The organism is Massilia sp. Masssp94, from assembly GCF_059491305.1.
This window is the reverse complement of the sequence record NZ_CP168501.1, coordinates 1,701,266-1,722,067: the sequence shown is the minus strand read 5'-3', so window position 1 is coordinate 1,722,067 and position 20,802 is coordinate 1,701,266. Positions and strand designations below refer to the sequence as shown.

General features: G+C 58.2%; 18 protein-coding genes and 4 pseudogenes. 13 read left to right on the top strand and 9 right to left on the bottom strand.

The window, feature by feature from the left end; all coding sequences use genetic code 11:
• Nucleotides 1-92: 92 nt before the first annotated feature.
• Entirely contained in the window at nucleotides 93-500 is a 408-nt protein-coding gene (locus tag ACEN9G_RS07495) for a DnaJ-like protein C-terminal domain-containing protein (RefSeq protein WP_413337126.1), read from the top strand.
• Between the two features lie 52 nt (nucleotides 501-552).
• Complete coding sequence (locus ACEN9G_RS07490; RefSeq protein WP_413337127.1) at nucleotides 553-1,086, top strand: hypothetical protein; 534 nt, start codon at nucleotides 553-555, stop codon at nucleotides 1,084-1,086.
• Here the strand turns inward: ACEN9G_RS07490 and ACEN9G_RS07485 are convergent.
• Nucleotides 1,083-1,844: a DeoR/GlpR family DNA-binding transcription regulator gene (locus ACEN9G_RS07485; protein ID WP_483126538.1), complete on the bottom strand. Its 762-nt coding sequence runs from the start codon at nucleotides 1,842-1,844 to the stop codon at nucleotides 1,083-1,085. The genes ACEN9G_RS07490 and ACEN9G_RS07485 overlap by 4 nt on opposite strands.
• Before the next feature lie 73 nt (nucleotides 1,845-1,917).
• Here ACEN9G_RS07485 and ACEN9G_RS07480 point away from each other — a divergent pair.
• Nucleotides 1,918-2,487: pseudogene (locus tag ACEN9G_RS07480) on the top strand (NUDIX domain-containing protein); the annotation flags it as partial.
• 389 nt (nucleotides 2,488-2,876) lie between these two features.
• On the top strand, nucleotides 2,877-3,512 hold the full coding sequence (locus ACEN9G_RS07475; RefSeq protein WP_413337129.1) for a hypothetical protein: 636 nt from the start codon (nucleotides 2,877-2,879) through the stop codon (nucleotides 3,510-3,512).
• Here ACEN9G_RS07475 and ACEN9G_RS07470 read toward each other — a convergent pair.
• The 4 genes from ACEN9G_RS07470 to ubiA are packed head-to-tail and all read right to left on the bottom strand — an operon-like array spanning nucleotide 3,509 to nucleotide 5,404.
• Nucleotides 3,509-3,802 carry a hypothetical protein gene (locus tag ACEN9G_RS07470; RefSeq protein WP_413337130.1) on the bottom strand — a complete coding sequence of 98 codons (294 nt, stop codon included), beginning with the start codon at nucleotides 3,800-3,802 and terminating at the stop codon, nucleotides 3,509-3,511. The genes ACEN9G_RS07475 and ACEN9G_RS07470 overlap by 4 nt on opposite strands.
• Nucleotides 3,789-4,190: a phage holin family protein gene (locus tag ACEN9G_RS07465; RefSeq protein ID WP_413337131.1), complete on the bottom strand. Its 402-nt coding sequence runs from the start codon at nucleotides 4,188-4,190 to the stop codon at nucleotides 3,789-3,791. The genes ACEN9G_RS07470 and ACEN9G_RS07465 overlap by 14 nt, the downstream gene beginning before the upstream one ends.
• On the bottom strand, nucleotides 4,190-4,510 hold the full coding sequence (locus ACEN9G_RS07460; protein WP_413337132.1) for an ElaB/YgaM/YqjD family protein: 321 nt from the start codon (nucleotides 4,508-4,510) through the stop codon (nucleotides 4,190-4,192). The genes ACEN9G_RS07465 and ACEN9G_RS07460 overlap by 1 nt, the downstream gene beginning before the upstream one ends.
• A 39-nt stretch (nucleotides 4,511-4,549) precedes the next feature.
• Nucleotides 4,550-5,404: a 4-hydroxybenzoate octaprenyltransferase gene (gene ubiA, locus ACEN9G_RS07455; protein WP_413337133.1), complete on the bottom strand. Its 855-nt coding sequence runs from the start codon at nucleotides 5,402-5,404 to the stop codon at nucleotides 4,550-4,552.
• A gap of 167 nt (nucleotides 5,405-5,571) precedes the next feature.
• Here ubiA and ACEN9G_RS07450 point away from each other — a divergent pair, with 167 nt between their 5' ends.
• Complete coding sequence (locus ACEN9G_RS07450) at nucleotides 5,572-6,093, top strand: hypothetical protein (protein ID WP_483126537.1); 522 nt, start codon at nucleotides 5,572-5,574, stop codon at nucleotides 6,091-6,093.
• Here ACEN9G_RS07450 and ACEN9G_RS07445 read toward each other — a convergent pair.
• The gene (locus ACEN9G_RS07445; RefSeq protein WP_413386827.1) at nucleotides 6,071-7,015 is read right to left on the bottom strand and encodes a hydrogen peroxide-inducible genes activator; all 945 of its coding nucleotides are present in this window, start codon (nucleotides 7,013-7,015) and stop codon (nucleotides 6,071-6,073) included. The two genes, ACEN9G_RS07450 and ACEN9G_RS07445, sit on opposite strands and share 23 nt — an antisense overlap.
• A 141-nt stretch (nucleotides 7,016-7,156) precedes the next feature.
• On the opposite strand from ACEN9G_RS07445, the gene ACEN9G_RS07440 reads away from it, so the two are divergent.
• The 5 genes from ACEN9G_RS07440 (at nucleotide 7,157) to ACEN9G_RS07420 (ending at nucleotide 15,469) form a co-directional block, all read left to right on the top strand.
• Nucleotides 7,157-8,347: a PilT/PilU family type 4a pilus ATPase gene (locus ACEN9G_RS07440; protein WP_413337134.1), complete on the top strand. Its 1,191-nt coding sequence runs from the start codon at nucleotides 7,157-7,159 to the stop codon at nucleotides 8,345-8,347.
• Nucleotides 8,348-8,357: 10 nt separating this feature from the next.
• A complete protein-coding gene (gene rfaE2, locus ACEN9G_RS07435) occupies nucleotides 8,358-8,837 on the top strand; it encodes a D-glycero-beta-D-manno-heptose 1-phosphate adenylyltransferase (protein WP_413337135.1) in 480 nt (159 codons plus the stop codon).
• A 1,036-nt stretch (nucleotides 8,838-9,873) separates the two neighbouring features.
• Nucleotides 9,874-12,678 (top strand): type VI secretion system Vgr family protein, encoded by a 2,805-nt coding sequence (locus ACEN9G_RS07430; RefSeq protein ID WP_413337136.1) that lies wholly within the window; start codon nucleotides 9,874-9,876, stop codon nucleotides 12,676-12,678.
• 41 nt (nucleotides 12,679-12,719) lie between these two features.
• Nucleotides 12,720-14,348, top strand: coding sequence for a hypothetical protein (locus ACEN9G_RS07425; RefSeq protein WP_413337137.1), 1,629 nt, complete (start codon nucleotides 12,720-12,722; stop codon nucleotides 14,346-14,348).
• Complete coding sequence (locus tag ACEN9G_RS07420) at nucleotides 14,345-15,469, top strand: hypothetical protein (RefSeq protein WP_413337138.1); 1,125 nt, start codon at nucleotides 14,345-14,347, stop codon at nucleotides 15,467-15,469. The genes ACEN9G_RS07425 and ACEN9G_RS07420 overlap by 4 nt, the downstream gene beginning before the upstream one ends.
• A 62-nt stretch (nucleotides 15,470-15,531) precedes the next feature.
• Here ACEN9G_RS07420 and ACEN9G_RS07415 read toward each other — a convergent pair.
• Nucleotides 15,532-15,858 (bottom strand): annotated as a pseudogene (locus tag ACEN9G_RS07415) (integrase core domain-containing protein); the annotation flags it as partial.
• A gap of 257 nt (nucleotides 15,859-16,115) precedes the next feature.
• Here ACEN9G_RS07415 and ACEN9G_RS07410 point away from each other — a divergent pair.
• Nucleotides 16,116-17,240 carry a hypothetical protein gene (locus tag ACEN9G_RS07410; protein ID WP_413337139.1) on the top strand — a complete coding sequence of 375 codons (1,125 nt, stop codon included), beginning with the start codon at nucleotides 16,116-16,118 and terminating at the stop codon, nucleotides 17,238-17,240.
• 62 nt (nucleotides 17,241-17,302) lie between these two features.
• Here the strand turns inward: ACEN9G_RS07410 and ACEN9G_RS07405 are convergent.
• Nucleotides 17,303-17,629, bottom strand: a pseudogene (locus ACEN9G_RS07405) (integrase core domain-containing protein); the annotation flags it as partial.
• 257 nt (nucleotides 17,630-17,886) lie between these two features.
• Here ACEN9G_RS07405 and ACEN9G_RS07400 point away from each other — a divergent pair.
• Nucleotides 17,887-19,011, top strand: coding sequence for a hypothetical protein (locus tag ACEN9G_RS07400; protein ID WP_413337140.1), 1,125 nt, complete (start codon nucleotides 17,887-17,889; stop codon nucleotides 19,009-19,011).
• A gap of 63 nt (nucleotides 19,012-19,074) precedes the next feature.
• On the opposite strand, the pseudogene ACEN9G_RS07395 reads toward ACEN9G_RS07400, so the two are convergent.
• Nucleotides 19,075-19,413, bottom strand: a pseudogene (locus ACEN9G_RS07395) (integrase core domain-containing protein); the annotation flags it as partial.
• Between the two features lie 244 nt (nucleotides 19,414-19,657).
• Here ACEN9G_RS07395 and ACEN9G_RS07390 point away from each other — a divergent pair.
• Complete coding sequence (locus tag ACEN9G_RS07390) at nucleotides 19,658-20,785, top strand: hypothetical protein (protein ID WP_413337142.1); 1,128 nt, start codon at nucleotides 19,658-19,660, stop codon at nucleotides 20,783-20,785.
• Nucleotides 20,786-20,802: the final 17 nt, after the last annotated feature.

The following is a 20,802-nucleotide window of genomic DNA, read 5'->3' as shown; positions in this document are numbered from 1 at the left end:
TTACAGACTGAAACGTCTCTTACAGCGACCGAACAGAGCGTTTCGAGCGCGCGCGCTACGATGAAGTCATCCACTTCAATCGGGAGAACAAAATGACACTCAATAATCGCCCCCTCCTGCGCATCGCCGCCATCCTGGCCTTGAGCGCCGCCACCACATCCGCGTTCGCGCAGAGCGCCGAATATCGCCGCGGCTATGACGACGGCTATGCCGCCGGCCTGCGCGAAGCCGGCGGCGGTCGCGGTGAAGGCCGCGGCTCGCGCATCTTCGTCGAAGACGCGGAATACGGCACGCATTTCGCGTCCTGCGACGCACGCCGCGCCGTGCGCTATCAGGTCGAACGCAATCGCGGCGCCGTCCGCGCGGACAACCAGCTGTGCGGCGATCCGGCGCGCGGGGAGCCGAAGCGGTTGCGCATCGTGTATCGGTGCGGTGACAGCGAGGCCGCCCGCGTCGTTGCGCGCGAGAATGAGACGGTGCGGTTGAGCTGCAGGCGCTGAGTGGGTGCGCCCGGTGTACAATGTTGCAACATTGACACCATTGCGTACCACCATGACGAGTATCTTGCGGCCCCTCGGCCTGTCCCTGCTGCTGGCCACCTCGATCGCGAACGCGGCCGAGGCGCCCTTCTACTTCATCGACATTACCAACACGGGCAAGGCCGTCCTGTACAGCGAGTCCCAAACCGCACCGAAGGGCGACCTGTCGTATGCGCTGGTCGAGCAGGTCGGCATGGGATGCTGTTTCAGGGCGACCGGACGCAAGCCCGCCCGCAAAGGGGATGACGACATGGCCAGGTTCGTGGCAGACGACGACAAGCCCATCTTCAGCCACGCCGTCCAGTTCAGCAGCGCAAAGAAGCCCGAGCTGGAACAGGCCTACGGCTTCGAAGGCATGCAAACGGTAACGAAGAAAGGTCGCGACACCTACCAGGTCACGCTGCAGGCCGGCGACCCGGTGTTCGTCCGCACCTGCTACTCGGGCGAAGGGCTGCGGGTGCGGCTGTACCACCGGCTGGCCGACCGGAAGCCGTACGCGAGCTATTACTACTATCTCGGATACGACGTGGAGCCGACCTGCCGCTAGTGCGCCGCAAGCGTCAGCGCAATCCCCATCTCCCGATACGGCCGCAACACCTCTTCACCGGTACCCGCCGGCACCACGAGCCCACTGATCTCGGCCAGCCCGACGATCCGGTACGGCGACGCGGTGGCCAGCTTCTCCGACGACGCCAGCACGACGGTCTCCGCCGCCGCATGGCACAGCGCCCGCTTGATGCACGCTTCCTCGTAATCGCCGGTCGACAGTCCGCTCTCGGGATGCACGCTCGTCACGCCCATGAAATACGTGTCGGCGCGGATTTGCGCGATGGCTTCCAGCGTCGCCGCACCCACGCCGACGGCCGAGTGGCGGAACAGGCGGCCGCCGAGCATGATGACCTCGATGTCCGGATGGTCCATCAGCTCCATCGCGATGGACGGGCTGTGCGTGACGACCGTCGCTCCCAGGCGCCGCGGCAGCGCGCGCACGAGTTGCGCGCACGTCGTGCCGCCGTCGACGAACACGACCTGGCCCGGCTGCACGAGCGCGGCGGCGGCGCGGCCGATGGCGGCCTTGTCGTCGGTGGCGATGTTGTGGCGCGTCGCGAAGTCCGCCAGCGCCGGGCTGGCGGGCAGGGCGCCGCCGTGCACCCGCTGCAGCAGGCCTTCCTTCGCCAGCTCGCGCAGGTCGCGCCGGACCGTGTCTTCCGACACGCCCAGTTCCGCGCTCATCTTCGTGGCGACGATCTGGCCGTCGCGCCGCAACACATCCATTAGATACTGTTTTCGCTGGCTCGTCAGCATGCCGTCCTTTCGTCGTGCTTGACATTGCACGATACTGCACGATAGTTTACACGAACTTCAATGACTGGAGAATATCGTGCAGGATCGTGTGGAAATCAGGCAGGTCGAGCTGCTCTCGGACGACTGGGGCATCCTGAACAAGACGACGTTCGCGCTGCGCACGGCAGATGGCGGCTGGGACGTGCAGACCCGGGAAACCTATGACCGGGGCAATGGCGCGACGCTGCTGCTGGTCAACCGCGCGCGCCGCACCGTCGTGCTGACGCGCCAGTTCCGCCTGCCGGCCTATGTGAACGGCCACGACGGCTTCCTCGTCGAGGCAGCGGCCGGCCTGCTCGATGGCGCGAGTCCGGAAGAACGCATCCGTGCCGAGGTCGAAGAGGAGACGGGCTACCGCGTCGGCAACGTCACGCGCTTGTGGGATGCGTTCATGAGTCCCGGCAGCGTGACGGAGCGCCTGCACTTCTTCGTGGCCGAGTACGAGGCGCGCGACCGCGTGGGACCCGGCGGCGGCGTGGCGGCCGAGGGCGAGCGGCTGGACGTGCTGGAACTGGACATCGACGCGGCGCTGGCCATGATCGGCACGGGCATCGTCGACGGCAAGACGATCATGCTGCTGCAGTACGCGCGCTTGTACCTGTTCGCGCCGCGCGGGATGATGATCCTGGTCGCGGGCCCGTACCGGTCGGGCACGGACGGTGATCCGGACCGTATCGCGGCCAACGTCGCGGCGATGGAAGCGTGCGTGATGCCGCTGTACGAGGCCGGGCACCTGCCCGTGCTGGGCGAATGGCTCGCGTTGCCGACGGTGCGCCTGGCCGGATCGCAGGCGCCGGGGGACGCCGTGTTCGACGCCCTGTTCCACCCGCATGCGCAGCGCCTGCTGGAGCGGTGCGACGCCGTCCTGCGTATCGGGGGCGCGTCGGAAGGGGCGGACCTGATGGTGGCGACGGCGCAGAAGCTGGGCAAGCGCGTGTACGAGGCTATGGAAGAGATTCCACCCGCGCCCAGCCTTGGTACAATCACATCACCATGAACAAGACTGCCATCTCCCTCGTGCTGGGCGCGACGCTGGTCGCATCGCTGTCCGCCTGCAGCAGCAAGACGTCGGCCAACGAAAAGAACTTCGGCCTCACCGTCTCCCAGTATTTCGACAAGAAGGGCGACCTGTGCCTGGATCCCATCAAATGGCCGGTCGACGTGTATGAAACCGACATCCGCCAGCAGAAGATGTACCCGGACGGCGTGGCCGGCCAGATGTCGGCGCTGGAATCCGTCGGCCTCGCCAGGAGCGAGGACGTGGAATTACCCGGCGCCGTCGTCAATGGCAAGGCGAGCGGGGTGAAGGTCAAGCGCTACACGATGGCCGATGCCGCGAAGCCCTACCTGCACGCGAAGGCCGGGAAGCAGCCGCGCATCTGCTGGGGCCGCAAGTCGCTGAGCAAGGTGCTCCGCTGGGCGGACCCGGCCAAGGTGGGCGACCACGAGGAGAGCAGCGTGATCTACACCTATCAGCTGTCGAACGTGGCCGACTGGGCCCGGAAGCCGCAGGTCAAGGAAGCGTTCCCCGAAGTCGGGCGGAACGTCGACGGCGAGCGCTCCCAGAAGGAAAAACTGTACGTCAAGCTGACGCCGAATGGCTGGGAAGCGCTCGGCCTCAACGACTAGCGGCGCAGCTGCGCGAGGATGCCCAGCGCGCCGCGCGCCATCTTCACCGCCGACAGGGCCGACGTGACGAGCCCGGCCAGGCGCTTGCGGCGCATGAGGACGACTCCCAGCACGGCACCGGCCGCGCCCAGCACGAGCTTGCGGTTGGCGGCGACATAGCCCATGACCGGATGCCCGGTCAGTGCATTCGACGGACGCAGCGCCTTCAGCTCGTAGGCGAGGCCCACGCGCTGTTCGGCGCATTGTTCGATCAGGGCCGCGCGGCGGGTGGCGAGATCAGGCTTGTTCATCGGTTGCCTCCGCATGATGTTGGGCCAGGCCATGGCGCAGGTAGTCGACGTCGTTGCGCAGTTCGGCCAGCGTGGCCGAGAGCAGCGGCGCTTCCGCGGTCATGCTGGCGCGGACTTTCATGAGGATGATGCCGGCCAGCGCGCCGAACAGGACGGCCATGCCGCCGACGGCCTGCAGGCGGTACGTGTCCCAGAAGATGGCGATGACGAACAGCGCGGCCAGCAGGAGGGCGCCGGCCGCGAGGAACACGGCCAGCAGGGTCCACGCGAGGTGGCCCAGCAGGCGGCGTGCGTCTTCCTGGAATTCGACCGCGGCCAGTTCCAGCCGCGTGCCCGCCATCGCGACGAGCGTCGCGCCGATCCGGCCTGCCGCCGCCAGGATCCCCATTACTTACGGGCGATCAGCATGCCGATCACGACACCGACGGCAGTGCCCAGGCCGACGGCCTTCCACGGATTCTCCTTGACGTATTCGTCGGTGGCCTTGGCGGCGACCTTGGCTTTTTCGACCGCGGCTTCTTCCAGACGGACGATGTCTTCCTTGGCCTTGACCAGGGTGCGCTCGAACTTGACCTTGGCGGCCTTGAATTCTTCGCCGGTCAGGTGGCCGCTGTGGCGCAGCCACGCTTCCGCGTCCTGGACGACGGTCTTCAGGTCGGACAGCAACTGGTCGCGGGCGCCGGACTGGGTCGGGATTTTTTCCATCATGGGGGGAACCTCTCGTTATGGGTTATTCAAGGGACAATATTATCCTAATGCATAGTCTAACGCGACGCCAGCAAACACGGCCGCACCCAACCAATTGTTGTGGTTGAACGCGGCAAAACACTTCATGCGGTCGCGGCCGCGGATCAGGGTGTAGTGGTAGACGGCCATCCCGGCCGCGACGGCGATGCCCGCCACGAACCACCAGCGCAGGCCCAGCGACCAGCCGCACACGAGGTCGATGAGGAGCGTGGCCGCGTAGCACACCATGATCGCGGCGACGTCGTAGCGGCCGAACGTGATGGCGGACGTGCGGATGCCGATGACGAGGTCGTCGTCGCGGTCGACCATGGCGTATTCGGTGTCGTAGGCCAGCGACCAGAACACGTTGGCGACCAGCAGCCACCACGCGACGGCCGGGACGTGGTCCTGCACGGCTGCGAACGCCATCGGGATGCCGAAGCCGAACGCGATGCCGAGGTAGGCCTGCGGCAGCGCGAAGAAGCGCTTGAAATACGGATAGCTGCCCGCGACGATCACGGCCACGACGGAGAGCCGCTTCGTCAGCGTGTTCAGCGGCAGGATCAGCAGGAACGAGACGATCGCGAGCACGGCCGCCACCATCAGCGCTTCCCAGCCCTTGATGCGTCCGCTCGTCAGCGGGCGGTCGACCGTGCGCTTGACGTGGCGGTCGAAGTCGCGGTCGGCGTAGTCGTTGATCGCGCAGCCGCTTGATCGCATCAGCGCCGTGCCCACGATGAAGATGGCGAGGATCATCGGATCGGGATGGCCGTTCGATGCCATCCACAACGCCCACAGCGTGGGCCACAGCAGCAGCAGGATGCCGATGGGCTTGTGGCCCCGGACCAGGCGGAAATAAAGCGCCAGCTTGTTCATTGTGCGTTCGAATTGAAAATCTGCAAGGTCAGGATTGTAGCCTGTCGGGGCGCGCCCGGCTGTACGGCGCAGGACGATACGCGGCGATCATGCGCACGTCGACGATGCACAAGGCATGGCGCACGCGCGCGCTCTACGATGCCGGCTTCGGATCAAGGAGAATGCATATGCGGTTCGTAACCATGGTGGTGGCCGGAATCGGACTTGGAAGCTGCCTGCTCGCGCAGGCTGGCGGGCAGGAACAGGGCGCGTGGATTGAGGCGCGGTCGCTGCGCGAGCTCCCGGCAGGCATCCAGGCGCTGCTGGGCGTGGGACTCGGGCTCGCGGGCATCGCCGACCGGGGCGGCGATTTCAGCGAGACCGACGCCAGCGACGACAGCATGCCGCGCCGCCGCTTCGTGCTTGGGGTCGTGAACGGCGGCACGGCGCTGATCGCGCTGGAGCAGGGCGGCCGCGTCTATGCCGTGCGCGCCGTCGAATTCAAACAGGAAGGCAGCACGTGGGACGCGGTGCGGTGCGCGCCGCTGGTGTCGGTGCCGCAGCGGGGCGCGGAACTGGTCGGCGCGCTGTCCGGAAAGCAGGCGGGGCCCTGCGGCGGCATCGGCGTCCGGACGGACGATGCGGACGCGGCACCCACCGCGGCCGCGCCGGTCCTGCCCGCGCGCGTCAGGCCGCGGCCTGGAGCGTGACCATCTCGACGCCGGGCAGCCCGCAGTCGGCCACGGCCTTGACGACGGCATCGATGGCGGCGCGGCGCGTAAAACTCTTGCGCCATACGATCACGACGCGGCGCGACGGGACCGGATCCTGGAACGGGACGAAGGTCAGCATGCCGTTCGGATCCTTCATGTCCGGCACGGACGCGCGCGGCAGCACGGTCAGGCCGATGCCGCTCGCGACCATGTGCCGGATCGTCTCCAGCGACGAGCCCTCGAAGGTGCGCTGCATGCCGTTGCCCGGCGACGAAGAAAAGCGCGCCATCTCCGGGCAGACTTCGAGCACCTGGTCGCGGAAGCAGTGGCCGGCGCCCAGCAGCAGCATCGTCTCGCTCTTGAGGTCCTCGGCCGCGATCTCGGTGCGCGTCGACCACGGGTGGTTCTTCGGCATCGCGACGACGAACGGTTCGTCGTACAGCGCCTGCACGGCCATGCCGTGTTCCGGCAGCGGCAGGGCCATGATCGCGGCGTCCAGCTCGCCCTGGCGCAGCAGGTCGAGCAGTTTCACCGTGAAATTCTCCTGCAGCACGAGCGGCATCTGCGGCACGTTCGCGATCAGGTTTTTCACGAGCGGCGGCAGCAGGTACGGGCCGATGGTGTAGATCACACCGAGGCGCAGCGGGCCGGACAGCGGATCCTTGTTCTGCTTGGCCAATTCCTTGATGGCGGCCGTCTGCTCGAGCACGCGCTCGGCCTGGGCGACGATCTGCGCGCCCAGCGGCGTCACGGACACTTCCGAGCCGCCCCGTTCGAACAGCGTGACGCCGAGTTCGTCCTCGAGTTTCTTGATGGCGACGGACAGCGTGGGCTGGGCGACGAAGCAGGCTTCGGCCGCATGCCCGAAATGGCGGGCGCGTGCGACGGCGACGATGTATTTCAGTTCGGTCAGTGTCATGGGATCGGAGTTTATTGAACGGCCGTGTTCTCGAAGACACGTTTGCCTGCCTTTTAAGCAGTCTGTCACTATTTTACCGGTAAAGCCATGGATATAATGGCCGGGCAGGCGATGTTGCCTTGCGTTAATAGGAAGACATCCATGTCCTCGACCTTCGGCCCGGCGGAAGCCCAGGCCTATATGCACAAGCTGCTCACGGTCATGCACCAGCAGAGCGGCTCCGACCTGTTCATCTCGGCCGACTTCCCGCCCAGCATGAAGCACCAGGGCGCCATGAAACCCCTGAGCCAGCAGCGCCTGACGGGCGACATCACGCGCGCGCTGTCCCTCTCCCTCATGAACGAGCGGCAGCGGGCCGAGTTCGAAGCCGAGATGGAATGCAATTTCGCGATTTCCCTGCCGGGCGTGTGCCGGTTCCGCGTGAACGTGTTCGTGCAGCAGCAGAGCGTAGGCATGGTCGTGCGGACCATCGCATCCGAAATCCCGAACTTCGAAAAGCTCGACCTGCCCGAGGTCTTGAAAGATGTCGTGATGACGAAGCGGGGTCTCGTGCTCGTCGTCGGCGGCACGGGTTCCGGCAAGTCGACGACCTTGGCGGCGATGATCGATTACCGCAACAGCAACTCGGCCGGCCACATCATCACGGTCGAGGATCCCGTCGAATACGTCCACAAGAACAAGAGCTGCCTGATCACGCACCGCGAGGTGGGCGTCGACACGCTGTCGTGGCACAACGCGCTGAAGAACACGCTACGCCAGGCGCCGGACGTGATCCTGATCGGTGAGATCCGCGACACGGAAACGATGGAACACGCGATCGCGTTCGCCGAAACGGGTCACCTGTGCCTGGGGACCCTGCACGCGAACAATGCGAACCAGACGATGGACCGCATCATTAACTTCTTCCCGGAAGAGCGGAGGAATCAATTGCTGATGGACTTGTCGTCGAACCTGCGCGCCATCGTCTCGCAGCGCCTGGTCCGCACGGAAGACGGCAAGGGGCGCAAGGCCGCCATCGAGATCCTGCTGAACACGCCGACGATCGGCGAGATGATCCTGAAGGGCAGCTTCCAGAGCATCAAGGAGATCATGCACAAGTCGCGCGAGCTGGGCATGTGCACGTTCGACCAGGCGCTCTTCGAGCTCTACAACAAGGGCTACATCAGCTACGACGAAGCCATCCGCAACGCCGATTCCGCGAACGGCCTGCGTCTGCAGATCAAGCTGTCGGGAGAAAGAAAAGCGCCGGGGGAGGGCGGCGGTGCCGCGAAGCCGGCCGAGCTGTCCATGTTGATCGACGAGCCGGAAGAGGAACCGCCGGCCGCAAGTTAAAATGCACGCCATGGCTACCTTCGAACAAAAACTCTGCACCCGCGCCACCTTGCCGCAACGCATCGCTGACCTGCCGAAACCCGTCGTGCTGACGAACGGCGTGTTCGACATCCTGCACCGCGGCCACGTGACGTACCTGGCCCAGGCCCGCGAACTGGGCGCGTCGCTCGTCGTCGCCGTCAACACGGACGCGTCCGTGAAACGCCTGGGCAAGGGCGACGACCGCCCGCTGAACACGCTGGCCGACCGCATGGCCGTGCTGGCCGCGCTTGAATCCGTCAGCCTCGTCGTGGAATTCGACGAGGACACGGCGCTGGAAGTCGTCCAGGAAGCCCGCCCCGACATCTATGCCAAGGGCGGCGACTACGTGATGAGCGCCATCCCGGAAGGGAAGGAAGTGATCGCCTACGGCGGCAAGGCCGTCGCGATCGATTTCGCGCACGACCGCTCGACGACGAAGCTCGTCGCGAAGATCCGTCAATACGGCTGATCGGGAATTAGCCGCGTCCCGCATGGTCGAATGAGTATTCCGACGGGATACTCATGACGACGATCGGCATCTACAAATGATGCAGCAGATGTGTCACTGATGGGCATCATCGGCAGGCGGATGCGCCGGGTTGTTGCGACCAGCGGCACTATCCATCGCGCCGATGAAACGGCCAGATAATTTCCGAGTAAACCAACAATCATCGACGCCCGCCGGGCTGTAAATCGCGCGGCAATGGATCGAGAGGCAGAGCCCTACGGGCTACAGGTCTGCCGATGTCATTCAACTTCCTCCTAATTACCAATAGTTCTGGCGTTCTGGCGCCTCTTCGGCATTTCCCGGCTGGGTTTCGCTGTGCATCATTAATTTGATCCGGCAATCTGCGTTCGCTGTTTTATCGATCGGCCCAAGCATTAAAAATATTGATAATTCTCGTCCCCGATTTCTAACGCAATGTAACTGCTTGATCGCTTTTTTCACCAAGATTTTTATGCTGATGTTTATCGTGCGCTACTGGACAAGACACAGATGCTGTTGTTAAACTTTCCGCCGTTAAATTTATATGACCTGAAAAAATCAAATTGCGAGGACGAATATTCGACCTGGTTACAGACTGCCTACCATTGCCGGCAATTAGTTAATTTGAGTTTTCAGATTGCAATAAATAGAGAAATTTTGCAACATTAGTTTAAATTACTTCAATGCGAAAAGGCAGGGCGCCGCGTTTCGGCAGGGGCATATGGCGTCTTGTTCGACTCCTCGATCTCACCGCAGTATTCGCGGTTATTTTCTCGTGACGACGGCGCAAAAGCTCAATTCATGCCCAATAAGCATGGGGCACAGAATAACTGTCATGCGATTTCGAGTGCGGTGTCGAGTTACTGTCTGACGATCCTAATATCGCTCTGAAGGGAATGCAGAGCAAGCTGCTGAATAATGGACTAACTAGCAGAATGATTGAGATATCGCCCCCCGATGCTGACCTTTACGCGCTTTACCTGCGTTGCCTCCAATCCTACCAATCGATACCGTTGACATGAACTCGCGCGATCTCGCCGGAGCCTTCCTAAGTGCGCTCACCCAAACCAACCGTCCGATTCGTCTTCGTCTGGCAGGCGAGCGAAAGCTCCTGGATGATGTACTGCTGGTCAAGCGCGTTGTCGGGAACGAGTCCATGTGTGGGGGCCTCGAATATCGCCTGCAATGCGTATCAGCCGAGTCCGGACTGGCATTGAAGGATTTCATCGCACTGCCGATTGAACTGCAACTGGTCACCGACCGGGGTGAATTGCGCTCTGTCTGCGGCGTCGTCACGCATGCGTTCGCGGGACAAAGCGACGGCGGGCTGGCCACGTATCAGCTGGTTGCACGTGATGCGCTCGCAATCATGGAACAACGCGTCAACACACGAGTTTTCCGAAACAAGAACGAAGTAGACGTTGCACTGGCGATTCTCGACGAATGGAAGCAGACGAACGCTGTCCTCGCGAAAGCATTCGATGTTGACACGGCCCAGTTACGGGGGAGTTACCCGGCCCGCGAATTCATCATGCAGCACAATGAATCGGACGCTGCCTTTCTGCGTCGTTTGTGGAAGCGCCAAGGCATTGCGTGGTTCATGCGGCCGGGGCGGGCAAGCCAGGACGACAGCAACGACATGCCAGCCCACACGCTGGTGTTATTCGACGACGCAACCGGGCTGGCTCAGAATTCCGCCGGCATCGTGCGCTACCACCGCGATCACGCTACCGAATCACGGGACAGTATCACTACCTGGACCGCCATGCGTAGCCTGAAACCCGGAGGCGTTACGCGCCACAGCTGGGACTACGCAAGCGTCCGTCTCATGGAAACGCAGGCGCTGACGACCATGCAGCAAGGACCGATGGGGGACCAGCTCGCTGCCGGCATCGACGAATACGTGGTCGATGTGCCTCACGCTGGCGACGACATGAAAGATTACCGCCGTTTGGGCGACCTTCGCATGCGTCGACACGAGTACGAAGCGAAGTGCTTCCACGGCGAAAGCGGCGTACGTGACCTGTGCGTCGGCGAATGGATTGGACTGTCCGGCCACCCGGAAATCGACACGCATCCGAGCGATGAGAGACAGTTCGTGATTACCGAGCTCTCGGTCCTGGCTGACAGTAACTTGCCCAAAGCGGTCGACGAGAAAATCCAACGGCTGTTCTCAGCCAATGGATGGCAAACGGAACTGTCAACCTCTACTCTGCTCAAGGCCAATGAAGAACGCGAAGTACGCTACAGCAATCGGTTCACGTGCGTACGTCGCGGCATTCCGATTGTGCCGTCGTTCGATCCTCGCACCGATCTGCCGGTAGCAACGTTACAGAGCGCGTTGGTTGTCGGTCCGGACGGCGAGGAAGTGCATTGCGACACGATGGGTCGGGTCAAGATCCGCTTTCCGGCAACCCGGCAACAAGACCACGCAGGCGCCGGCGCGAGCGACACCGACAGCGATTCCGCCTGGGTGCGGGTCGTCAGCACGTGGGCGGGTGGTCAGCGCGGTGCATTCACACTGCCGCGGGTTGGCGATGAAGTGATCGTCGATTTCCTCGGTGGCGATCCTGACAAGCCGCTTATTGTTGGCCAGGTCTACAACGGCGCGGCATTGCCGCCCAAATTCAACCATACCGGCACCCTACCGGAGAACAGATATCTATCCGGTATCAAGAGCAAGGAAGTGCAAGGGGGCCGCCTGAACCAGCTTCGTCTGGACGATACGCCCGAGCAAATCAGCGCACAGCTTGCGAGCGAGCACGGCTACAGCGAGTTGAACCTGGGCTGGCTGACACACCCACGGCAGGGCGGCAAAGCCCGTCCCCGAGGTGAAGGAGCAGAACTGCGCAGTGATAACTCGGTCGTCATCCGCTCGGCCCAGATGTTGCTGTTGACGACGCAGGCCATGCTGCGAGCACAGGGCGATCAACTGGAACGCGGCATGCTTCAAGGACTGCTTGAGAGCTCGCAGGCACTCCTGAAGGAGTTGGGGGAGTTTGCTGAACAGAATCAGGCCATGGCCGTGGACCAGGAACCACACAAGGACCTGAACGAGAACTTGCGGAATGCCGAGAAAGGCACCAACACGCAGAGCGGCGGGGAAGTCGACACCGCTTCGCCGCTTATCGCGCAATACGCACACGGCGGTTTCCTCAGCGCAACCCCTTATTCTTCCGTTAGCTATAGCGGCCAACAGCACAATGTGATCGCACAACAGAACATCCAGGCGGTCGCGGGTGAGCGCGTCAACATTAATGCTCGACAGGGTATCTCACTCTTCTCGCAGAAGAACGGGATGAAGTACATCGCGCACACCGGAAAAGTCGACATCCAGGCACAACACGACAGCATTGGTATTGCCGCGGGAAACGACATGACGATTACCGCGAGTGAAGGCGAGATTACGATTGCTGCCCAAAAGAGCATCAGTCTGATTTGTGGTGGCGCATACATCAAGATAGCGGACGGCAAAATCGAACTGGGTTGCAGTGGCGATTTCACTGTCAAGGCAGGCATGCACAAATGGGATGGCCCAGGCCGGATGTCGTTCGATCTACCGCACTTCTCTGGTGAAGGAAAACCGCCGGCACAATGGATCGGTCTGGACTATCGGGATGCCGACACCGGAGAGGGAGTCGATGGAGCGGAATACGAAATCCATTTCGACAAGGGACCCGTCTTGAATGGAACGCTGGACGCAAATGGCAAGACCCGACGGGAAAACGTCGCCAACAAGCCCGTGAAAAAAGTGATTTATAAGCCGCGCACGGCCGGAACGGATAAGCCAGCAGCACCGCTGAGCGATTTGTTGCAAGAATAAAGCATAACGAATATCGACAATATTGGTAGCGAGCATACTGAATGGCTGAAGTCAATACAACACAAATGCGCGACGCCTTGGCATGGGCGACAAATGACCGGGAAAAAGCCAAGGAACCGAGTACGAATCCAATCGTATGGTTCTGGGAAGCGATCGAGGGCGACTTCAACGAAGATCGGTCGACCGCCCAACTGCTCACCGACGCGGCAATTTCGATGATTCCGTTAGTCGATCAAATTTGCGACCTACGCGATCTCATAGCAAATTGCAAAAAGCTCAGTCATGATTACAAGGACAAGGCGGCATGGCTGGCTTTGGCCCTGACCCTTATTGGCCTGTTCCCGACACTCGGCTCATTGCTCAAGGGTGTACTCAAAATCATCTTTGCGCACGTCAGGCGTGCCGGCATCGACCAGGCGGCAAAGGCTGTCGAAAGGGGAATGTCGTGGGTGATCGTATATTTGCGAAGGGAAGAGGTTCAAAAATACATCAAGGCCCGCAAAATCGATCGCCTGTTTGCATGGCTTGCAACTGGCGTTAAAGAACTTCGTGGCCGGATAAATACCAAGGCGCTGCTCGCCGCATTTGATACGGGAATTTCTGCGCTTGAGGGGATGGTTAACAAGGTCAGGCTTGTACCGACCATCTATCGCAAGGCCAAGGCCGCGTTGGAGCAGGCCAAAGCGATACGGTTGGCGGCTAACCAGCACATGGAAGAGACGCTGAAACCTGTCCACGATATATTGACCACGATTATATTGAACCTGGAGCGCCGAACTCTTGAGAGAGAGCGTGCGATCTTAAATGCGAGCAATATTCACTTTTGTGGTGCGCTTCCGGAAGCGGATGCGATTACCTTGATGCGGCAACATCAGCCGCCATGGTTAAGTAAAACCGGGGATAAGTTCCTTGCGCCAGCAAACGCCACACGTCATCGACCTAAAGTGGATATGCTTTCCGCGAAACTTGACGCAGCTGGCAATCCTCGGCCGCAAGGAGATATTTTCCCTCACTTAACCAATCAAAATATCGAGTCCTTCCATACTCTACAGGCACATACAATCAAAGGTCCCGCTCGTCTGTATCGCATCCTTGCCCCGAACAGCCGCGGTATGAGCGATTGTTGGGTGTCGGAAGAAATTTTCAATAAATTGCAGAACTCTCCTAATCCCAAAGAAGCTTGGCGCAGATATTTGGCCGTCTGGCCGGATTGGAACGTCAACGGGCAATTCGTAATCTACGATGTAAAATCAGGCGAATCATTGAATGTGTGGCGTGGTCCGGCTTCCAGTCAAAAAAAGGATGGGCTCACAGGCAACTTTCTCGAGGGCGGTTGGGAGCAGATTGTTTTTAAGATCGAACGTACCGATCCGCGCAACGATACGTTAACTTATTATGAGTTAATGAAAAGTTCGAAAGGAACGACGCTGGGCCCGCCATTGGATCAAGCTCACCTCGATCACGTTACGGCATTGATGGATCAATCTCAAAAAGCGGGCTTTTTGGCCCGACACATTGGACTGCGCCAGCAAATTAATCACCCAAACATTAGTGGACCGTTCGATACCGGATGGGGTTACACAGAATTTGACGGAGTCTGGACGTCCGACAAAATAGGCCTGCCAGCGCTGCCTGGGCAGGCAACTGCGATTGCAAAGGGGGCGATATGAGCACACCAGGAAATAAATTTTCGTTATCGGCATGGGATAAGGTTCAGGCGGCCATGCTCTATCATTACGCCTCGTTGGATTACTTGAAAGGCTTGCATCGAATGGTGAGCGAACTAATGGATGGCGAAATTGATCCATTAATAAATCTGGCGAGGGCGCAGGGACGGGATGCCGTATTGAGGGATGCACGGTGGGGCGACAGGAATACCGTGCAGAACTGGGCAAACAGCGCGTGGCCTTTTTTAAGAGATTTTCAACAATCGCTCACAAGAGACATCGCTTTGCGCACCATAGATCAATATAAAATCACTGGCGCCAATCAGTGCCTACGTGGCCTGGATGAATTCTCAATGAACTGGGCAACACCGGATGAAGAAGAGAAAATTCAGTCAGTATTAAAAGAGATAAGTCGTTATGCAATGAATATAGACTATACCATGGATGATTGGCCAAAAAGCCGGTGGGACGATTACGGCTTTGCATATAACTATCCTGAATTTTCGGTTCAGTTTCCACGCATCCCGAAATTTCGGGTGCGTACCGACGTGACGGCAGAAAGTTCCAAAGCTCCCCCCCGTACTGGAGTTTACGTCTCTTCAGATGATCCCCATGCCGCGTTGCAATTTGCATGGACCGGTGGCGGGGGCGGCAAACTTCGTCCCGCATCCACGTTCAACGAGATCGGCCTTGATGCCCTCCAGTACGTTGGTCGAAAGGATCTTTGGTTTGATCAAGCAAAGATGCTGGCATTTGTCCAATCGCAAAAGTACGCGGCGTTGCTTGCCCGTGAGGTGGTGATTGATGGCAAGCCGAATCCATACCTTGCTCCCTCAGCGGTGGCATGTTCCGCCTTTACTGATATCCCTTCGAATTGGTATTTCGTTGAAATCATCAATGACGAATTCGAAGACATCGCCGTTGTCAGCGAAGATGATAGCCGCACCATAAACACTCCAGAACGTTTGCGCGTCGAAGGAGGTCATACCTGTGTGCGTGCAGGATATTGGTTCACGCCAGCAAAAGCAGGATCACGTCGTTACTTCAAGGACGGTGAAATCATGCCAGCCTTCGGTACGGATTACGGCGTTACATTCTGGCAATGGGACGAGAATCAGCAATAAAGTTATTCGTCACTAGAGCGTGTTAAATGTTAGTCCCATTTGATCGGGAATGCGTTAATTAATCATTCTGTGCGCTGCTTCTGCCATTCCTTGAGGGCCGGGATAGGCGTTTTTGCGTCGAGCGCACGGTGCGGAATGTGGTGGTAGTGCGGCTTCAAATAGTTCATCAAGGTCGCTTCCAGGTCGGCCTTGCTGTCGAAGCGGGTCTGCTGTAGCAGTTCGTTGATGCGACCATCAAGGCGTTCAACCATACCGTCCGTTTGTGGATGACGGCAATGTCAAGCGGCGTTCGACGGTGATTGAGGCGCAGCCTCGTCGAAGGCGTGCTTGCCGCTGGGTTTCTTGTCTTCGGTGGCGAAACAGTCGGTGACTTGCGAGCCGTCATCGGTCGACATCCTGTTGTCTACCGATCCAAGGGCGACATGTCTTCGCGCTTGAGTCACTTCGCGTCCGTCGTCCGCATGATACCGAAGACCTTTTCCGCATGACGATCCGACAGGCCAGAGTACTTGATTTCCTGCCGGACTTTCGGGGTTGTGTTTGATACCGGATGGCGTTACACAGAATTTGACGAAGTCTGAAGGTCGGACAAAATAAGCTTCCCAGCGCTGCTTGGGCAAGTGACAGCAATTGCAAAGGGGGCGATGTGAGCACACCAGGAAATCAATTTTCGTTATCGGCATGGCACAAGGTTCAGGCGGCAATGCTTTATCATTACGCCTCGCTGGACTACTTGAAAGGCTTGCACCAAATGGTGAGTGAATTAATGGATGGCGAGATTGATCCGTTAATCAATCTAGCGAGGGCGCAGGGACGGGATGCCGTATTGATGGATGCGCGGTGGGGTGACAGGAATACCGTGCAGAATTGGGTAAACAGTGCGTGGCCTTTTTTAAGCGATTTTCGACAATCGCTTACAAGAGACATCGCGATGCGCACCACGGACCAATATAAAATCACTGGTGCCAACCAGTGCTTACGCGGCTTGAATGAGTTCTCAATGAATTGGGCAACATCAGATGAAGAGGCGAAGGTTCAGTCAATATTGCAAAAAATAGGCCGTTACGCAAATAAAATTGACGATACGTTAAATGATTGGCCAACCAGTCGATGGCGCGATTTCAACTTTGCATATTATTATTCAGAATTTTCGGCGCAGTTTCCACGCATTCCGAAGTTTCGCGTTCGTACGGATGTGACGGCGGAAAGTTCCAAGACGCCGCCACGCACTGGAGTTTACGTTTCATCAGATGATCCCAATGCCGCGTTACAATTTGCGTGGAACGGAGGCGGGGGTGGAAAACTTCGTCCAGCGTCTACGTTCAATCAGATCGGTCTGGATGCTCTCCAGCAGGTCGGCCGAAGAGATCTTTGGTTCGATGAAGGGAAGATGCTCGCGTTTGTCCAATCGCAGAAATATGCACCGTTATTCGCAAACGAGATAGTGATTGACGGCAAGCCGGCCCCATCCCTTGCTTCACCGGCAGTAGCACGGTCCGCTTTTACCGCGGCCCCTTCGCATTGGTATTTCGTCGAAATCATCAATGACGAATTCGAAGACATCGCCGTTGTCAGCGAAGATGATAGCCGCACCATAAACACTCCAGAACGTTTGCGCGTCGAAGGAGGTCATGCCTGTGCGCGTGCCGGATATTGGTTCACGCCAGCAAAAGCAGGATCACGTCGTTACTTCAAGGACGGTGAAATCATGCCAGTCTTCGGCACGGATTACGGCGTTACATTCTGGCAATGGGACGAGAATCAGCAATAAAGTTATTCGTCACTAGAGCGTGTTAAATGTTAGTCCCATTTGATCGGGAATGCGTTAATTAATCATTCTGTGCGCTGCTTCTGCCATTCCTTGAGGGCCGGGATAGGCGTTTTTGCGTCGAGCGCACGGTGCGGAATGTGGTGGTGGTACGGCTTCAAATAGTTCATCAAGGTGGCTTCCAGGTCGGCCTTGCTGTCGAAGCGGGTCTGCTGTAGCAGTTCGTTGATGCGACCATCAAGGCGTTCAACCATACCGTCCGTTTGTGGATGACGGCAATGTCAAGCGGCGTTCGACGGTGATTGAGGCGCAGCCTCGTCGAAGGCGTGCTTGCCGCTGGGTTTCTTGTCTTCGGTGGAGAAACAGTTGGTGACTTGCGAGCCGTCATCGGTCGACATCCTGTTGTCTACCGATCCAAGGGCGACATGTCTTCGCGCTTGAGTCACTTCGCGTCCGTCGTCCGCATGATACCGAAGACCTTTTCCGCATGACGATCCGACAGGCCAGAGTACTTGATTTCCTGCCGGACTTTCGGGGTTGTGTTTGATACCGGATGGAGTTACACAGAATTTGACGAAGTCTGGAGGTCGGACAAAATAAGCTTCCCAGCGCTGCTTGGGCAAGTGACAGCAATTGCAAAGGGGGCGATGTGAGCACACCAGGAAATCAATTTTCGTTATCGGCATGGCACAAGGTTCAGGCGGCAATGCTTTATCATTATGCCTCGCTGGACTACTTGAAAGGCTTGCATCAAATGGTGAGCGAATTAATGGATGGTGAGATTGATCCATTAATAAATCTAGCGAGGGCGCAGGGACGGGATGCCGTATTGAGGGATGCACGGTGGGGCGACAGGAATACCGTGCAGAACTGGGCAAACAGCGCGTGGCCTTTTTTAAGGGATTTTCAACAATCGCTCACAAGAGACATCGCCTTACGCACTATGGAACATTATGAAGTCACTGGCGCCAATGAGTGCCTGCGTGGTTTGAATGAATTCTCAATGAATTGGGCAACGTCGGATGAAGAAGAGAAAATTCAGGCAGTATTAAAAAAGATAATTAATTACGCTAGAAACATAGACTACACAATGGATGATCGGTCGCGCAGTCGATGGACTGATTTTAACTTTGCATATAACTATCCTGAATTTTCGAAACGGTTTCCATGCATCCCGAAATTTCGGGTGCGTACCGACGTGACGGCAGAAAGTTCCAAAGCTCCCCCCCGTACTGGAGTTTACGTCTCATCTGACGATCCCAATGCCGCGTTACAATTTGCGTGGACCGGCGGTGGCGGTGGAAAACTGCGTCCTGCATCCACGCTCAACGAGATCGGCCTCGATGCCCTCCAGCAAGTTGGTCGAAAGGACCTTTGGTTTGATGGCGCGAAGATGCTCGCGTTTGTTCAATCGCAGAAATATGCATCGTTCTTCGCAGGCAAGATGATTATTCCTGGTAAGCCGGATCCATACCTCGCTCCCTCACTCGTGGCACGCTCCGCCTTTACTGAAATCCCTTCGAATTGGTATTTCGTCGAAATCATCAACGACGAATTCGAAGACATCGCCGTTGTCAGCGAAGATGATAGCCGCACCATGAACACCCAAGAACGTTTGCGCGTCGAAGGAGGTCATGCCTGTGTGCGTGCGGGATATTGGTTCACGCCAGCAAAAGCAGGATCACGTCGTTACTTCAAGGACGGTGAAATCATGCCAGCCTTCGGCACGGATTACGGCGTTACATTCTGGCAGTGGGACGAGAATCAGCTATAAAGTTATTCGTCACTAGAGCGTGTTAAATGTTAGTCCCATTTGATCGGAAATGCGATTGACCAATCATTCTGTGCGCTGTTTCTGCCATTCTTTGAGGGGCGGAGTAGGCGTTTTTGCGTCGAGATTACGGTGCGGAATGTGGTGGTAGTACGGCTTCAAATAGTTCATCAAGATCGCTTCCAGGTCGGCCTCGCTGTCGAAGCGGGTCTGCTGTAGCAGTTCGTTGATGCGACCATCAAGGCGTTCAACCATACCGTCCGTTTGTGGATGACGGCAATGCCAAGCTGCGTTCGACGGCGATCGAGGCGCAGCCTCGTCGAAGGCGTGCTTGCCGCTGGGTTTCTTGTCTTCGGTGGAGAAACAGTCGGTGACTAGCGAGCTGTCATCGGTCAACGTCCTGTTGTCTACCGATCCAAGGGCGACATGTCTTCGCGCTTGAGTCACTTCGCGTCCGTCGTCCACATGATGCCGAAGACCTCTCCGCATGACGATCCGACAGGCCAGAGTACTTGATTTCCTGCCGGACTTTCGGGGTTGTGTTTGATACCGGATGGAGTTACACAGAATTTTACGAAGTCTGAAGGTCGGACAAAATAAGCTTGCCAGCGCTGCCTGGGCAAGTGACAGCAATTGCAAAGGGGGCGATATGAGCACACCAGGAAATCAACTTTCATTATCGGCATGGCACAAGGTTCAGGCGGCCATGCTCTATCATTACGCCTCGCTGGACTACTTGAAAGGCTTGCATCAAATGGTGAGCGAACTAATGGATGGCGAGATTGATCCATTAATAAATCTGGCGAGGGAGCAGCAGGGACGGGATGCCGTATTGAGGGATGCACGGTGGGGCGAAAGGAATACTGTGCAGAACTGGGCAAACAGCGCGTGGCCTTTTTTAATAGATTTTCAACAATCGCTCACAAGAGACATCGCTTTGCGCACCATAGATCAATATAAAATAACTGGCGCCAATCAGTGCCTACGTGGCCTGGATGAATTCTCAATGAACTGGGCGACACCGGATGAAGAGGAGAGAATTCAGGCAATATTGCAAGTGATAAGTCGTTATGCTAGGAATATAAACTATACTATGGATGATTGGCCTAGTAGCCGGTGGGACGATCACGGCTTTGCATATAACTATCCTGAATTTTCGGCGCAGTTTCCACGCATTCCGAAGTTTCGAGTTCGTACAGATGTGACGGCGGAAAGTTCCAAGACGCCGCCACGCACTGGAGTTTACGTTTCATCAGATGATCCCAATGCCGCGTTACAATTTGCGTGGACCGGTGGTGGCGGTGGAAAACTGCGTCCTGCATCCACGCTCAACGAGATCGGCCTCGACGCCCTCCAGCAAGTTGGTCGAAAGAACCTTTGGTTTGATGGCGCGAAAATGTTCGCGTTTGTTCAATCGCAGAAATATGCATCGTTCTTCGCAGGCAAGATGATTATTCCTGGCAAGCCGGATCCATACCTCGCCCCCTCACTGGTGGCACGTTCCGCCTTTACTGAAATCCCTTCGAATTGGTATTTCGTCGAAATCATCAATGACGAATTCGAAGACATCGCCGTTGTCAGCGAAGATGATAGCCTCACCATGAACGCCCAAGAAGGTTTGCGCGTCGAAGGAGGTCATGCCTGTGTGCGTGCCGGATATTGGTTCACGCCAGCAAAAGCAGGATCACGTCGTTACTTCAAGGACGGTGAAATGATGCCGGCCTTCGGCACGGATTACGGCGTTACGTTCTGGCAGTGGGACGAGAATCAGATGTAAAAGTATTTACGACAAAG

Bases quoted from the DNA above. Each gene is read 5' to 3' on its own strand.
- ACEN9G_RS07390 (WP_413337142.1), top strand. From the start codon at position 19,658: ATGAGCACACCAGGAAATCAACTTTCATTATCGGCATGGCACAAGGTT.
- ACEN9G_RS07450 (WP_483126537.1), top strand. From the start codon at position 5,572: ATGCGGTTCGTAACCATGGTGGTGGCCGGAATCGGACTTGGAAGCTGC.
- ACEN9G_RS07420 (WP_413337138.1), top strand. From the start codon at position 14,345: ATGAGCACACCAGGAAATAAATTTTCGTTATCGGCATGGGATAAGGTT.
- rfaE2 (WP_413337135.1), top strand. From the start codon at position 8,358: ATGGCTACCTTCGAACAAAAACTCTGCACCCGCGCCACCTTGCCGCAA.
- ACEN9G_RS07495 (WP_413337126.1), top strand. From the start codon at position 93: ATGACACTCAATAATCGCCCCCTCCTGCGCATCGCCGCCATCCTGGCC.
- ACEN9G_RS07490 (WP_413337127.1), top strand. From the start codon at position 553: ATGACGAGTATCTTGCGGCCCCTCGGCCTGTCCCTGCTGCTGGCCACC.
- ACEN9G_RS07425 (WP_413337137.1), top strand. From the start codon at position 12,720: ATGGCTGAAGTCAATACAACACAAATGCGCGACGCCTTGGCATGGGCG.
- ACEN9G_RS07430 (WP_413337136.1), top strand. From the start codon at position 9,874: ATGAACTCGCGCGATCTCGCCGGAGCCTTCCTAAGTGCGCTCACCCAA.
- ACEN9G_RS07485 (WP_483126538.1), bottom strand. From the start codon at position 1,844: ATGCTGACGAGCCAGCGAAAACAGTATCTAATGGATGTGTTGCGGCGC.
- ACEN9G_RS07470 (WP_413337130.1), bottom strand. From the start codon at position 3,802: ATGAACAAGCCTGATCTCGCCACCCGCCGCGCGGCCCTGATCGAACAA.
- ACEN9G_RS07445 (WP_413386827.1), bottom strand. From the start codon at position 7,015: ATGACACTGACCGAACTGAAATACATCGTCGCCGTCGCACGCGCCCGC.
- ACEN9G_RS07475 (WP_413337129.1), top strand. From the start codon at position 2,877: ATGAACAAGACTGCCATCTCCCTCGTGCTGGGCGCGACGCTGGTCGCA.
- ACEN9G_RS07465 (WP_413337131.1), bottom strand. From the start codon at position 4,190: ATGGGGATCCTGGCGGCGGCAGGCCGGATCGGCGCGACGCTCGTCGCG.
- ubiA (WP_413337133.1), bottom strand. From the start codon at position 5,404: ATGAACAAGCTGGCGCTTTATTTCCGCCTGGTCCGGGGCCACAAGCCC.
- ACEN9G_RS07440 (WP_413337134.1), top strand. From the start codon at position 7,157: ATGTCCTCGACCTTCGGCCCGGCGGAAGCCCAGGCCTATATGCACAAG.
- ACEN9G_RS07460 (WP_413337132.1), bottom strand. From the start codon at position 4,510: ATGATGGAAAAAATCCCGACCCAGTCCGGCGCCCGCGACCAGTTGCTG.